Here is a 13,791-nt window from a genome sequence, read left to right on the forward strand (position 1 = left end):
GAGGCACCGGGGTTGCCGCGGCGGTCAGACCCGGTCCTCGAGCCGGCGGCGGATGTCGGCGGCGATCTCCGCGACGGGCAGCGCGGCGTCCACCACGAGGAAGCGCTCGGGCTCCGCGGCGGCGAGCGCGAGGTACGCGGCCCGGACGCGCGCGTGGAAGTCGGAGCGCTCCGCCTCCAGCCGGTCGTAGCGCGTGCGCGCGGTGTCGAGCCTGGCTCTGGCCGCGGTCTCGTCGAGGTCGAGCAGGATGGTCAGGTCAGGGAGGAGCCCCTCGGCCGCCCAGAGCGACAGGTCGCGGACCTGGTCCGCGTCGAGCACGCGCCCCGCGCCCTGGTAGGCGACGGACGAGTCGATGTAGCGATCCTGCACGACGACCTCGCCGCGCCCGAGCGCGGGACGCACGACGGTGGCGATGTGGTGGGCGCGGTCGGCCGCGTAGAGCAGCGCCTCCGCCCGCGGGGCGATGTCGCCGCGGTGGTGGAGGACGATCTCGCGGATCTCCACCCCGGCCGCGGTGCCGCCGGGCTCCCTGGTGCGCACGACGGTGCGGCCTCGCTCGCGCAGCCACTCCTCCAGGAGGGCGGCCTGCGTCGACTTGCCGACGCCGTCGCCGCCCTCCAGAGTGATGAACAGGCCCTGCCGCGGCTCGCTCACTCGGCGGGCTTCTTCGCCGCGGCGCGCGCCGACGTGCCCGTCTTGGGGGCGGCCTTCGTGGTCTTGGCGGCGGAGGTCTTGGCGGCGGTCGTCTTCGCAGCGGTCGTCTTCGCAGCGGTCGTCTTCGCAGCGGTCGTCTTGGCCGTGGTCTTCGCCGCGGCCGTGCGGGTGGTTGTGCGCTTGGCTGCCGGCTTCTTGGCCGGGCCCTTCGCGCGCTTGTCCGCCAGCAGCTGCACCGCTCGGTCGAAGTCGACCTCGTCCACCGTCTCGCCGCGCGGGATGGTGGCGTTCGTCTCGCCGTCGGTCACGTACGCGCCGAACCGGCCGTCCTTGATCTTGATCGGCTTGCCGCTGACCGGGTCGGCGTCGAACTCCTTGAGCGCGCTGGAGGCACGGCGGTTGCCGTACTTCGGCTGCGCGAACAGCTCGAGCGCCCCGGCGAGGTCGATCCCGAAGATGTCGTCCTCGGTCGGCAGCGAGCGGGTGTCCGTGCCCTTCTTGAGGTAGGGCCCGTAGCGCCCGTTCGCCGCCTGGATCTCCGCGCCCGTCTCGGGGTCGGCGCCCACGGTGCGCGGGAGGTCGAGCAGGCGCAGCGCGGTGTCCAGGTCGATGGTCGCGAGGTCCATCGACTTGAACAGCGACGCCGTGCGCGGCTTGGCGGCCGTCTTCTTGGCGGCCTTCTTCGGCTCGGCGACCTCGCCGGTCTGCGGGTCCACCTCGGGCTCCGGCTCGGGGTCGGCCTCGGTCACGTACGGGCCGAACCGGCCGTCCTTGGCGAGGACCAGCTTGCCGGACTCCGGGTTGGTGCCGAGCTCGCGGTCGGTCTGGACGGGGGCCTCGATGAGCTCCTTCGCCTTCGCGGGGGTGAGCTCGTCCGGGGCGAGGTCCGGCGGGAGGTTGACGCGGCGGGGCGTCGCGTCCTCGGCGGCGCCCGGCTCCTGCACTTCGAGGTAGGGGCCGTACTTGCCGATGCGCAGGGTCACGTCGTCGTCGATCGCGATCGAGTTGATGCTCCGCGCGTCGATCTCGCCGAGGTTGTCGATCACCCGGCGCAGACCCTTGTGCTTGTCGCTGCCGAAGTAGAAGCTGTTCAGCCAGTCGACCCGCTCCGCCTCGCCGTCGGCGATGCGGTCCAGGTCGTCCTCCATCTCGGCGGTGAAGTCGTACTGCACGAGGTCGCCGAAGTAGTCCTCCAGCAGGCGGACGACCGAGAACGCCACCCAGCTCGGCACGAGCGCCTGACCGCGCTGCGTGACGTAGCCGCGGTCGATGATCGTGGAGATGATGCTCGCGAACGTGGAGGGGCGCCCGATGCCGAGCTCCTCCAGCGCCTTCACCAGGCTCGCCTCGGTGTAGCGGGGCGGCGGCGTGGTCTCGTGGCCGTCCGCGGCGACGTCCGCGACGCCGAGGGTCTGGCCCTGGGTCAGCGGCGGCAGCTTGGCGTCGCCGCCGGCGTCGGCGTTGCGCTCCTCGTCGCGGCCTTCCTCGTAGGCGTTCAGGAAGCCGCGGAAGGTGATCACCGTGCCGCTGGCGGTGAACTCGGCGACCGTGCCGTCGAGCTGACCCTCGCCGATGCGCGCCTCGACCGTGACCGAGGCGGTCTGGCCCTTGGCGTCGGCCATCTGGGAGGCGACCGTGCGCTTCCAGATCAGGTCGTAGAGCCGCAGCTCGGGGCCGCGCAGCGACTTCTCCAGCTCGGCCGGGGTGCGGAAGGTCTCACCCGCCGGACGGATCGCCTCGTGCGCCTCCTGCGCGTTCTTGCTCTTGGAGGCGTAGACGCGCGGCTTGTCGGGGACGGTCTCCGCGCCGTACAGCTTCGCCGCCTGGGCGCGGGCCGCATTGGTGGCCTGCTGCGACAGCGACGCGGAGTCGGTGCGCATATAGGTGATGTACCCGTTCTCGTAGAGCGTCTGGGCGACGCTCATCGTCTGGCGGGCCGAGAACCGCAGCTTGCGCGCGGCCTCCTGCTGCATCGTCGACGTCGTGAACGGAGCGGCGGGACGACGCGAGTACGGCTTCGAGTCGACCTTCGCGACCGTGACGGCCGTGCTGGGCAGCCGGACGGCGTCGGCGAGCGCCTGGGCGGACGTCTCGTCGAGGATCGTCGCGCCGGAGGTGAGCCGGCCGTGGTCGTCGAAGTCCCGTCCGGTCGCGACGCGGTCGCCGTTCAGGCGGGCGAGCCGCGCCTCGAACGCGGAGGCGTCCTCGGGGAGCAGCTGCGCCGTGAGCCCCCAGTAGGAGGCGGCGACGAACGCGAGCCGCTCGCGCTCGCGGTCCACCACGAGCCGGGTGGCCGCCGACTGGACCCGGCCGGCGGAGAGCCCGGGGCCGACCTTGCGCCAGAGCACGGGCGACACCTCGTAGCCGTAGAGCCGGTCGAGGATGCGGCGGGTCTCCTGCGCGTCGACCAGGGCGGTGTCGATTTCGCGGGTGTTGTCGCGCGCCTTCTCGATCGCCTCCCGGGTGATCTCGTGGAACACCATGCGCTTGACGGGGACCTTGGGCTTGAGGACCTCGACCAGGTGCCAGGCGATGGCCTCCCCTTCGCGGTCCTCATCAGTGGCGAGCAGGAGCTCGTCGGCGTCCTTGAGCGCCCGCTTGAGGTCGGCTACCGTCTTCTTCTTCTGGTCGGAGACGACGTAGTAGGGAGCGAACTCGTTCTCGACATCGACGGAGAACTTGCCGAGCGACCCCTTCTTCAGCTCGGGCGGCAGGTTCTTGGGCTCGATCAGGTCGCGGATGTGTCCGACGGAGGCCATCACCTCGTAGCCCTCGCCGAGGTACTGGGCGATGGACTTCACCTTGTTCGGAGACTCGACGATGACGAGCTTCTTCGTGCCAGGCACTTGACTCCTCTTATATAGCAACTGTGTTCGCAGGACCTCACTGGTCCGAAGCGCGCTCCCCCGAGCGCCGCGCAGAGGGCGGCGAGCGTGGGCCGCACGGCCCAACAGGCAAACCATACACACCTAGGCCGCCAGTGTGCCTAATCCTCTGCCGTCCCGTTCGCCGCGGGCGGACCCGTCGCCGGCACGGCGACCCTGTTGCTCCCGGACCCCCGGGGGGACAATGAGGGCATGGCAACGACTTCAATGACGACGTACACCGCCAAGCTCATCGACGGCCCCTTGGAGGGCAAGACCATCTCGACGTCCTTCCTGGACTCGGGCGACCCACAGCCCCGGCTGGAGCTGCCCGCCCCGTCCGGAGGCAAGCGCTATCTGTACGTGCGCGGCTCCGCCTCGGAGACCGAGTACGCCTCCGACGACCCGACCGCCTCGCTCCCGAGCGCCGTGGCCTACCGATACGTGGAGACCGTCTTCGACTGAGCGCGGATCGCGTTCCCGGGGGCCCGACGCACCTGCGCGGACCGCGGCCGAGGCCGACCACGGCCCGGGGGAACGGCGTCGGCCTGAGCGCCGGCGCTGTCACCGGGATCCCGGCGGACCCGCCCGCGCGGAGGCCGAGGCCTCCCAGCCGTGGTACGGGACGGCCGCCTCGACGGTCACGATCACCCCGGCGATGACGCACGCCCGGATGGCGGCTCCGTCGGCGCGCGCCACGGCCTCGGCCTGGGAGCAGGGGTCCCCACCCCTGCGGCCGACCGCGATGTCCGCCGCCGCCAGGGCGGCGGCGTCCGCGGCGACGGCGGCGCGCTGCCGCGCGCCCCACGCGCCGGAGACTCCCACGACCGCAGCCGTGAGCGTCACGGTCGCCGCCACTGCGGCGAGCGCGAGCACCGACCCGGCGCCTCGGTCGCGAGTGTCGTCCAACTGCCATCCTTTCCCGTCCCCGCCGCTCATCCCGGCTCCGAGTCGTCGAGTGCGCACGAGCGGGCCGACACGGTCAGCCCGAGCGCGCCGATGCCTCCTGCGCGGCTGGGAGCGGTGACGGTCACGCACAGCAGCCCGCCCTCCGTTCCCACGCTCCTGGTGGCGCCGTCCGGCGGCCCGGGAGCGGTGTCGCCGCGCCCGAGCAGCCGTGCCGCCGACGCCGCGTGATCGAGGAGCCGCGCCTGCTGCGCGGACGCCTGGATCGCGCCTACGCACAGCGCCAGGCACAGCAGCACGGCCGGCAGCGCGGCAGCGAACTCCGCCGTGACGCTCCCCCGCTCGCGAAGCGCGCGCAGCGGGCCGCCCCCGCCCGCCGAGCGCGGGCGCTCGGCGGGACGGCGGCTCGGCCGGGCGACGTCAGCCATCGACCGTGAGCGCGCGGCGGACCAGGTCGGTGAGCACGCCCCTGACCTCGTCACCGCGCAGCAGCATGAGCAGCGCCCCGGCGAAGCCGACCGCCGCCATCGTCGTGACGGCGTACTCTGCCGTGCTCGCCCCGCGTTCCTCGTGGCGCAGCCGTCGGATGATCTCCTTCATCTCTCCCCCTCGTTCCTTGCTTCTTCCGGTTCTTCTTCGCCGCCGTCGGCGGCTGCTTCGATCGTGCCTGTGTCCCGCCCCACGAACGGCCGCAGCCGGGAATCTGTGGACTACTCAGCCGAGGCCCGCGAAGGTGGAGGACATCATCGCGAGGACGACCGGGACCACCCCGAGCAGCACGAACGCGGGCAGCACGCAAACGCCGAGCGGGAGCAGCAGGCGCACGGCCAGGAGCTCCGCCTTCCTCCGGCCGTCCGCCCGCGCGGTGCGCCGCTCCTGCCGCGCCTCCGCCGTGAGCGACTCGATCGCGGGGGCGCCGGCCCGTTCCGCTATGCCCAGCACCCGCGCGACGGACCCATCGCCGGTCACCTGCACCGCGAGCCCTGCCCGATGGGCGGCGTCCTCCGCGATCGCGCACGCGGCGGGCGCCGACAGCCCGCCGGCGAGGGCGATCGCCACCAGGTCTTGCCCGGCTCCGGCCACCGGCCCCGAGCGGGAGGCGTCGCACAGGAGCCGCCGCGTCCAGGCGCGACCACCGAGGAGCAGGACGGCGCCGCCGATCCCCGCCGCCCAGCCGAGCGGGCCGCCGATGAGCGCTCCGACGACGTCCACCCCGATCACGTAGGCCATGACGACGCCGACGACGGGGAGCCAGGCCATCAGCCGTGCCGTCGCGCGCGGTCCGGCGAGCGCCGTCGCGACGTCCCGCTCCGCGTCCGCCCGGTCCCGCAGCGATTCGGCGGCGCCGCGCAGCGCGGGCGCGAGGGCCGCTCCCGCCTGCTCCGCGACGTCCCACGCTGCCGCGATCGCCGCCAGTCCCCCGCCGTCGCCGCGGACCGACGCCGCGGCGAGCGCCTCGGCCGGCGGCGTCCCCGCCCCGATCAGGGCGGCGACCCGGACGATCGCCGGGTGCCGCGCCTCCGCGCCCGCGTGCTGCCAGGCCGAGCGCGGCGCGATCCCCGCGTCGAGCAGCACGGCCAGGGCCTCCACCGAGCTCGAGAGCAGGTCGTCCGCGGGTGGCGCGCCGCGACCGCGACCGGTCGCCCTCCGCTCACGCATACGGCACCAGCGCCAGCCGCCCGTCCGCGGTCGTCGCGAACCGGCCGAACCCGGCGACACGGCGGCGGTCGCCCGAGCGATCCAGGTGGACGATCAGGCCGATCGCGCTGACCGTCTGGCGCGCGACCGCGATGTCGTCGAGGCCGGCGAGCGCCCCGAGCGCCTCCATGCGGGCCGGCACGTCGTCGAGCGAGTTCGCGTGCAGGGTCCCCGCGCCGCCGTCGTGGCCGGTGTTCAGCGCCGACAGCAGGTCGGCGACCTCCTCGCCGCGGCATTCACCGAGCACGAGCCGGTCCGGCCGCATCCGCAGCGCCTCCCGCACCAGCCTGCGCAGCCCCACGCCGCCCGCGCCCTCCAGGTTCGGCTGCCGCGTCTGGAGGCCGACCACGTGCGGGTGCGGGACGCGGAGCTCCGCCACGTCCTCGATCAGCACGATCCGTTCCGTGGGCGGCGCGTGCGCCAGCATCGCCGCCAGCAGCGTGGTCTTGCCCGCGCCGCCGGCCCCCGTCACCAGGATGTTCTTCCGCGCGCCGACCGCGGCGCGGAGCCGTCCGGCGTCGGCGGCGGACAGCGACCCGTCCGCTACCAGGTCGTCCAGGCCGAGGGCGGTGGGCGACGGCACGCGGATCGAGAGCAGCGTCCCGCCGGTCGAGATCGGCGGGAGCACGGCGTGGACGCGCACCCCGCCCGGCAGCCGCACGTCCACGAACGGCGTCGCCTCGTCGATGTGCCGGCCGCCGGAGGCGATCAGCCGGGTGGCGAGCCGGCGCGTCGCGTGCGCGTCCGGCCACCAGCCCTCCACCCGGTGGAGGCCGCGCGGGCCGCCGTCGGACCAGAGGACGCCGTCACCGGTGACGAAGAGGTCGGTGACCCCTTCGTGCATCAGGTACGGCGCGAGCGGCCCGAAGGTCTCCCAGACGTCGGGCTCGCCCCGCGCACGAGCCGCGCCGGCGGTGTGCGGCAAGCGAGGAAGGCGGTCGGTGGACGCGTCGCGTCCGGTCGGTGTCTCCATGCCTCGACGCTACGAAGCTGGCGCCGCGGCCGGAGCCCGGAACGGGAATCGGTGGAGAGTCCGCACTGTCCACACCCGCCGCCGGACAACCGGGAGGCGACACCAAACCGCGGGTTAAAAAAGGGGGGCCGCACCTATTGGGGGGAACAGGTGCGGCCACTGCGGCGCATGATTGGGGGGAATCGATTGCGCCGCACGCCAGAATTATCATTCGGCCGGTGACTAGTTTACGCAGAATCAATGCAAACGCAAGTCTGCTCGGAGGCCGTCGCCTGCGGGCTGTAGAGCGTCACCTGCGGGCTGTAGAGTCAGGGATTGTCGCGCCACGACTCGAACACCAGCATCGCAAAGGAGCGAAAAGACTCCCCATGAGCAACACAATCGACAACCTGCTGCACGAAGCGCGCCGGTTCGCGCCCAGCGAGGAGTTCGCCGCGAACGCGGTCGCGACGGCCGAGCTCTACGAGCGCGCCGCGGCCGACCGGCTCGGATTCTGGGCCGACCAGTCCCGCGACCTCCTGCACTGGCACACCCCGTTCACGCGCACGCTCGACTGGACGAACCCGCCGTTCGCGAAGTGGTTCGACGACGGCGAGCTGAACGTCGCCTACAACTGCCTCGACCGCCACGTGCTCGCCGGCAACGGCGACCGCGTCGCCATCCACTGGGAGGGCGAGCCGGGCGACAGCCGCTCGATCACCTACGCGGAGCTGACCGCCGAGGTGAAGAAGGCGGCCAACCTGCTGACGAGCCTGGGCATCCACGCCGGCGACCGCGTCGCGATCTACCTCCCGATGATCCCGGAGGCCGTGATCGCGATGCTGGCGGTCGCGCGCATCGGCGCGGTGCACTCCGTCGTGTTCGGCGGCTTCAGCGCCGAGAGCCTGCGCTCCCGCATCGACGACGCCGAGGCCAAGCTGGTCATCACCGCCGACGGCGGCTGGCGCAAGGGCCGGGTCTTCCCGCTCAAGGACGCCGTCGACGCCGCGCTCGCGAACGGCGAGTCCACGGTCGAGCACGTGCTCGTGGTCAAGCGCGGCGAGAACGAGGTCGCCTGGACCGAGGGCCGCGACCTGTGGTGGCAGGACGAGATCGCTCTGGTGGACGCCGACCACGTCGCGAAGGCCTTCCCCGCCGAGAACCCGCTGTTCATCCTCTACACGTCCGGCACGACCGGGAAGCCGAAGGGCATCCTGCACACCTCCGGCGGCTACCTGACCCAGGCGGCGTTCACGCACAAGAACGTCTTCGACCTCCACCCGGAGTCCGACGTCTACTGGTGCAGCGCCGACGTCGGCTGGATCACCGGCCACACCTACGTGGTCTACGGCCCGCTCGCCAACGGCGCCACCCAGGTGCTCTACGAGGGCACGCCGGAGACCCCGCACCCGGGCCGCTGGTGGGAGATCATCGAGAAGTACAAGGTCTCGATCTTCTACACGGCGCCGACGGCGATCCGCTCCTTCATGAAGATCGGGCGCCAGCACCCGCAGAAGTTCGACCTGTCCAGCCTGCGCGTGCTCGGCTCGGTGGGCGAGCCGATCAACCCCGAGGCGTGGATGTGGTACCGCGACGTCATCGGCGGCGGCTCCACCCCGATCGTGGACACCTGGTGGCAGACCGAGACCGGAGCGATCATGGTCTCCGCCCTTCCCGGCGTGACCACGCTCAAGCCGGGCAGCGCGCAGGTGCCCCTGCCCGGGATCTCGATCGACATCCTCGACGAGGCCGGCGTTCCGGTCGGCAAGGACCAGGGCGGCCTCCTCGTCGTCACCGAGCCGTGGCCGAGCATGCTGCGCGGCATCTGGGGCGACCCGGACCGCTTCATCGAGACCTACTGGTCGAAGTTCGGCGACAAGTACTTCGCCGGCGACGGCGCCCGCTACGACATGGACGGCGAGATCTGGCTCATGGGCCGGGTGGACGACGTGATGAACGTGTCGGGGCACCGCCTGTCGACGGCCGAGATCGAGTCCGCGCTCGTCGCGCACCCGCTCACCGCGGAGGCCGCGGTGGTCGGAGCGGCCGACGAGACGACCGGCCAGGCCGTGGTCGCGTTCGTCATCATCAAGCAGAACCAGCTGGAGACGGCCGAGTCGATCGACGTGGCGGCGGAGCTGCGCAAGCACGTGTCGCAGCAGATCGGCGCGATCGCCCGCCCGCGCGACATCTTCATCGTCACGGAGCTGCCCAAGACGCGCTCGGGCAAGATCATGCGCCGCCTGCTACGCGACGTGGCGGAGGGCCGTGAGGTCGGCGACACCACCACGCTCGCGGACACGGCCGTGATGAGCTCCATCCAGGCGAAGCTCACCTGATCGCGCGGCCGCCTCCGGCCGCCGAGCACAGGAAAAACGTCGCGAATCGAGTGGATTCGCGACGTTTTTCCTGTGCTCGGCGGCGGGCGGCGGGGCGGCTATTCGTAGGCGACGATCAGCTCGAGCTCGACCGGGGCGTCCAGCGGCAGGACCGAGACGCCGACCGCGGACCGCGCGTGCACGCCCGCGTCGCCGAAGATCTCTCCGAGCACCTCCGACGCGCCGTTGATCACGCCGGGCTGGCCGGTGAACGAGGGGTCGGACGCGACGAAGCCGACGACCTTCACGACGCGCGTCACGCGGTCGAGGGAGCCGATGACGCTCTTGACCGCCGCGAGCGCGTTGAGCGCGCAGATGCGGGCGTACTCCTTGGCGTCGTCGGCCGGGACGAGACCGTGGCCGTCGCCGACTTTGCCGGTCGCGGGGAGGGCGCCGGAGACCATCGGGAGCTGGCCTGAGGTGTAGACGCGCCCGGCGTCGATCACCGCGGGCGTATAGGCGGCGACGGGAGGCACGACGTCCGGGAGGTCGATGCCGAGCTCGGCCAGCCGCGCTTCGATCGCGGCCATCAGGCGGCGTCCTCTGCCTGCACGGGACGCTTGAGGTAGGCCACCAGGCCGCCCTCGGGGCCGGTCACGACCTGCACCAGCTCCCACCCCTCCGAGCCCCAGTTGTTGAGGATGGCGGCCGTGTTATGGATCATGAGAGGAGTCGTAAGGTATTCCCAGCGCAGCATGGTGCTCTTTCCATTCGGGGGGTTTAACAGGTTTATCGCCTACATTGATCCTATGTCTGCGCAAAAACCACAGGCTAGAGGTGTGCTCGGAGCAGTCGGCGCGTTCGTCGGCATGAGTGCCGTGGCCGGTCTTCTGGTCACCGCTGCCGTCACCCCCGCCATCGCCGTGACGGGCATGGCCGCCAACAACGGCATCGGCGTGTTCGAGGGCCTTCCCGAGTACCTCCAGATCGGTCAGCTCGCCCAGCCGACCACGATCTACGCGAAGGCGTCGGACGGCTCCGACGTCGCCCTCGCGACCTTCTACTCCCAGAACCGCCTCCCGGTCGGCTTCGACCAGATGTCGCAGGCCGTCAAGGACGCCGCGATCGCCGGTGAGGACCCGCGGTTCTACAGCCACGGCGGCGTCGACATCCAGGGCACCATGCGCGGTGTGCTGTCGACGGTCTCCGGCGGCGGCGTGCAGGGCGGCTCCTCGATCACCCAGCAGTACGTCAAGAACGTGCTGCTGCAGAAGTGCGAGGCCATGCCGGTCAAGACCGACGCGCAGAAGAAGAGCTACCAGAGCTGCGTCGACGACTCGACCGGCGTCACTCCCGACCGCAAGGTCAAGGAGATGAAGTACGCGATCGGCCTCGAGAAGAAGTACTCCAAGGACCAGATCCTCGAGGGCTACCTCAACATCGCCGGCTTCGGCGGCTCGGTCTACGGCATCGAGGCCGCGGCCCGCTACTACTACAACACCACCGCCGCCGCGCTGACCCCCGCGCAGGCGGCGAGCCTGGTCGCGATCGTCAACGAGCCGACCGGCCTCAAGATCGACAACCCCGACTCGAAGACGAACGGGGCGGCCAACGGCTACGCCAAGAACAAGGACCGCCGCGACTACATCCTCGGCAAGATGTACGAGTACAAGAAGCTGACCAAGGCGCAGTACGAGGAGGCGCTGAAGACGCCGATCCAGCCGGTCATCACCCCGTCGACGCGCGGCTGCCAGACCGCGGGCGGCGCGGCCTACTTCTGCGACTACGTGCAGAAGATCATCCTGAACGACGAGTCGTTCGGCAAGGACGTGGACACCCGCGCGGCGAACTTCAACCGCGGCGGCTACAAGATCTACACCACCCTCGACCCCGACCTGCAGAAGGTCGCGGAGGACACCCTCGCGTCGTACGTGCCGCAGGTCTACAAGGTCGACATCGGCGGCGTGCTGGTCGGCGTGCAGCCGGGCACCGGCCGCGTGCTCTACATGGCGCAAAACAAGCAGTACAGCCAGGACCCGGCCGACACCGGCGCGCAGTTCACCAGCATCAACTACGCCACCGACAACGCCTACGGCGGCTCGAACGGCTTCCAGGTGGGCTCGACGTACAAGGTGTTCACCCTCGCCGAGTGGCTCAAGCAGGGGCACTCGCTCAACGAGACCGTGAACGCGAACATCCGCACCTACACCAAGTTCAAGGACACCTGCGACGGCGACTGGTCGGGCACCTACCGGCCGACCAACGACTCCTCCGGAGAGGAGGGCGTCCGCACCGTACAGAACGCGACGACGAACTCCATCAACACGGCGTTCATCGCGATGGCCTCGCAGCTCGACCTCTGCCAGATCCGCAACGAGGCGCAGGCCTTCGGCGTGCACACGGCGAACGGCGACCCCCTCGCCAGCAACCCGGCGTCGGTGCTCGGCACCAACAACATCGCGCCGCTGACGATGGCGACCGCGTTCGCTGGCATCGCGAACAACGGCATGACCTGCACCCCGATCGCGATCGACAAGATCGTCGGCAGCGACGGCAAGGAGGTTCCGCCGCCCGCGAGCAAGTGCACGCAGTCCATCGACCCGGCCATCGCCAACGCGATGGCGAAGGGCCTCCAGGGGCCGATCCAGAACGGCACCGCCGCGGGCATGAACACCACCGGCAAAGACATGCTCGGCAAGACGGGTACCACCGAGAACAACGAGCAGCTCTGGCTGGTCGCGTCGACCACCAAGGTCGCCGGGGCGTACTGGGTCGGCAACGTGACCGGCCACCAGGACATGCGCCGGATCTATCCGACGCACGGCACGACCCCCGCGATCGCGCGAACCGCGGTGATGCGGACCATGATGTCGGCCGCGGTCGGCAAGTACGGCGGCGACCCGTTCCCGGCGCCGCCGAGCAAGCTCGTGCAGGGCGTCCAGGTGGCGGTCCCCGACCTCACCGGTAAGTCGCCCGACGAGGCGAAGGCCATCCTGACGAGCCTCGGCCTGGACAGCGCGGACGGCGGCCCGCAGGACTCCGCCGCCGCGGCCGGAACGGTCTCGTCGACCAACCCGCCCGCCGGCACGTCGGTCGGCAAGGGCACGGTCATCACGATCTACACCAGCAACGGCGCCCTGGTCGCCATCCCGAACGTCGTCGGGCAGAAGCTGTCCGACGCCCAGAAGGCCCTCGCGGCCGCCGGGTTCGGCGTGAAGGTCGGCGGCGGCGCGTCGCCGGACGACATCGTGCAGACGATGGATCCGGGCGCCGGCACCGCCGCGAAGCCCGGCACCCAGGTGACCCTCACGCTGCAGAAGAGCACCACCCCGACTCCCGGACCGGGAGCGGGCGGCTAGTGCCGCGCACCTCGCGCCTCCACCCGGTGGGCACCGCGCTCGCGGTGCTCGCCGGTGCGGGCGCCGCCGCGTTCGCGTACGGCTCGCTCGTGGAGCGCCGCGCGTTCACGCTGCGCGAGGTGAGCGTGCCCGTGCTCCCCGCCGGCGCGCAGCCGATCCGGGTGCTGCACCTCTCCGATCTGCACATGGCGCCGTGGCAGACCGACAAGCAGGAGTGGGTGCGCGCGCTCGCGCGGTTCCAGCCCGACCTGATCGTCGACACCGGCGACAACCTCAGCCACGAGAACGGCCTCGCCGGCATCCGTGCGGCGTTCGACGCCTTCGACGGGATCCCCGGCGTCTTCGTGCACGGCTCGAACGACTACTACGGCCCGCAGCTCAAGAATCCGCTCAAGTACTTCCGCGGCCCCTCGAAGCGAGGCTCCTCCACGGCCCCGCGCCTGGACGACAGGGCGCTCACCGCGTACCTGGAGGGCCTGGGCTGGCTGAACCTCAACAACGCGGCCGGAGCGCTCGACATCCGCGGAACGCACCTCGAGCTGTTCGGCGTGAACGACCCGCACATCCACGCGGACCGGCTGGAGGCCATCCCCGGCGCCCTGGACGAGTTGCGCGAGAACGACCCGTACTCCGACGACGCGATGTGGCCGGCGGACGAGCCGCGCTCCGAGCGGCCGACGGTCACGCTAGGCGTGGTGCACGCCCCGTACCGGCGGGTGCTCGACGCGTTCGTCACCTACGGCGCCTCGATGATCTTCGCCGGCCACACCCACGGCGGCCAGGTCTGCGTGCCCGGCTTCGGCGCACTGGTCACCAACTGCGACATCCCGCGCTCGCAGGTGAAGGGGCTGAGCGTCTGGCGGCACGCGTTCCGCGCGGCCTACCTCAACGTCTCGGCCGGCCTCGGCACCTCGATCTATGCGCCGGTTCGCTTCGCGTGCCGGCCGGAGGCGACGCTCGTCACGCTCACGGCGTCGGAGTGAGCCGAGTGGTCATTTGCACCCCTCGCGCTCGTGTATCCTAGATGAGGCCTTCGGGCC

Annotated in this window: 13 protein-coding genes; 4 read left to right on the forward strand and 9 right to left on the reverse strand. The window is 71.4% G+C overall.

The features are described from left to right. Positions 1-24: 24 nt before the first annotated feature. Positions 25-654 (reverse strand): dTMP kinase, encoded by a 630-nt coding sequence (gene tmk / locus HNR13_RS17255; RefSeq protein WP_179607778.1) that lies wholly within the window; start codon positions 652-654, stop codon positions 25-27. Then, positions 651-3,500, reverse strand: a complete 2,850-nt coding sequence (gene topA / locus HNR13_RS17260; RefSeq protein WP_179607779.1) for a type I DNA topoisomerase — start codon at positions 3,498-3,500, stop codon at positions 651-653. The genes tmk and topA overlap by 4 nt, the downstream gene beginning before the upstream one ends. A gap of 231 nt (positions 3,501-3,731) precedes the next feature. Between topA and HNR13_RS17265 the strand changes: the two genes are divergently transcribed. Beyond that, positions 3,732-3,983 (forward strand): hypothetical protein, encoded by a 252-nt coding sequence (locus HNR13_RS17265; RefSeq protein WP_179607781.1) that lies wholly within the window; start codon positions 3,732-3,734, stop codon positions 3,981-3,983. Between the two features lie 99 nt (positions 3,984-4,082). Here the strand turns inward: HNR13_RS17265 and HNR13_RS17270 are convergent, their stop codons facing one another. The 5 genes from HNR13_RS17270 to HNR13_RS17290 all read right to left on the reverse strand — a co-directional run bounded on the left by HNR13_RS17270 (position 4,083) and on the right by HNR13_RS17290 (position 7,095). Beyond that, positions 4,083-4,427, reverse strand: a complete 345-nt coding sequence (locus HNR13_RS17270) for an Rv3654c family TadE-like protein (RefSeq protein WP_246312802.1) — start codon at positions 4,425-4,427, stop codon at positions 4,083-4,085. A 26-nt stretch (positions 4,428-4,453) separates the two neighbouring features. Beyond that, positions 4,454-4,852, reverse strand: coding sequence for a TadE family type IV pilus minor pilin (locus tag HNR13_RS17275; RefSeq protein ID WP_246312803.1), 399 nt, complete (start codon positions 4,850-4,852; stop codon positions 4,454-4,456). Then, positions 4,845-5,024: a DUF4244 domain-containing protein gene (locus HNR13_RS17280; protein ID WP_179607784.1), complete on the reverse strand. Its 180-nt coding sequence runs from the start codon at positions 5,022-5,024 to the stop codon at positions 4,845-4,847. The genes HNR13_RS17275 and HNR13_RS17280 overlap by 8 nt, the downstream gene beginning before the upstream one ends. A 114-nt stretch (positions 5,025-5,138) precedes the next feature. Then, a complete protein-coding gene (locus HNR13_RS17285; protein WP_179607786.1) occupies positions 5,139-6,083 on the reverse strand; it encodes a type II secretion system F family protein in 945 nt (314 codons plus the stop codon). Further along, a complete protein-coding gene (locus HNR13_RS17290; protein WP_179607788.1) occupies positions 6,076-7,095 on the reverse strand; it encodes a TadA family conjugal transfer-associated ATPase in 1,020 nt (339 codons plus the stop codon). Before HNR13_RS17290 ends, HNR13_RS17285 begins: the two co-directional genes overlap by 8 nt. A 368-nt stretch (positions 7,096-7,463) precedes the next feature. Here HNR13_RS17290 and acs point away from each other — a divergent pair, with 368 nt between their 5' ends. Then, positions 7,464-9,413 (forward strand): acetate--CoA ligase, encoded by a 1,950-nt coding sequence (gene acs, locus HNR13_RS17295; protein ID WP_179607789.1) that lies wholly within the window; start codon positions 7,464-7,466, stop codon positions 9,411-9,413. Between the two features lie 98 nt (positions 9,414-9,511). Here the strand turns inward: acs and HNR13_RS17300 are convergent, their stop codons facing one another. Continuing rightward, entirely contained in the window at positions 9,512-9,982 is a 471-nt protein-coding gene (locus HNR13_RS17300) for a RidA family protein (RefSeq protein ID WP_179607791.1), read from the reverse strand. Beyond that, positions 9,982-10,149 carry a Sp36 family protein gene (gene sp36 / locus HNR13_RS21330; protein WP_218881256.1) on the reverse strand — a complete coding sequence of 56 codons (168 nt, stop codon included), beginning with the start codon at positions 10,147-10,149 and terminating at the stop codon, positions 9,982-9,984. Before sp36 ends, HNR13_RS17300 begins: the two co-directional genes overlap by 1 nt. Positions 10,150-10,231: 82 nt before the next feature. Here sp36 and HNR13_RS17305 point away from each other — a divergent pair, with 82 nt between their 5' ends. Together HNR13_RS17305 and HNR13_RS17310 are read left to right on the forward strand one after the other, a co-directional pair. Then, positions 10,232-12,751 carry a transglycosylase domain-containing protein gene (locus tag HNR13_RS17305; protein WP_179607792.1) on the forward strand — a complete coding sequence of 840 codons (2,520 nt, stop codon included), beginning with the start codon at positions 10,232-10,234 and terminating at the stop codon, positions 12,749-12,751. Then, positions 12,751-13,734, forward strand: a complete 984-nt coding sequence (locus HNR13_RS17310; RefSeq protein ID WP_343063599.1) for a metallophosphoesterase — start codon at positions 12,751-12,753, stop codon at positions 13,732-13,734. Before HNR13_RS17305 ends, HNR13_RS17310 begins: the two co-directional genes overlap by 1 nt. The last annotated feature ends 57 nt before the right edge of the window (positions 13,735-13,791 follow it).

It is taken from the genome of Leifsonia shinshuensis (genome assembly GCF_013410375.1).
Classification (GTDB): Bacteria; Actinomycetota; Actinomycetes; order Actinomycetales; family Microbacteriaceae; genus Leifsonia; species Leifsonia shinshuensis.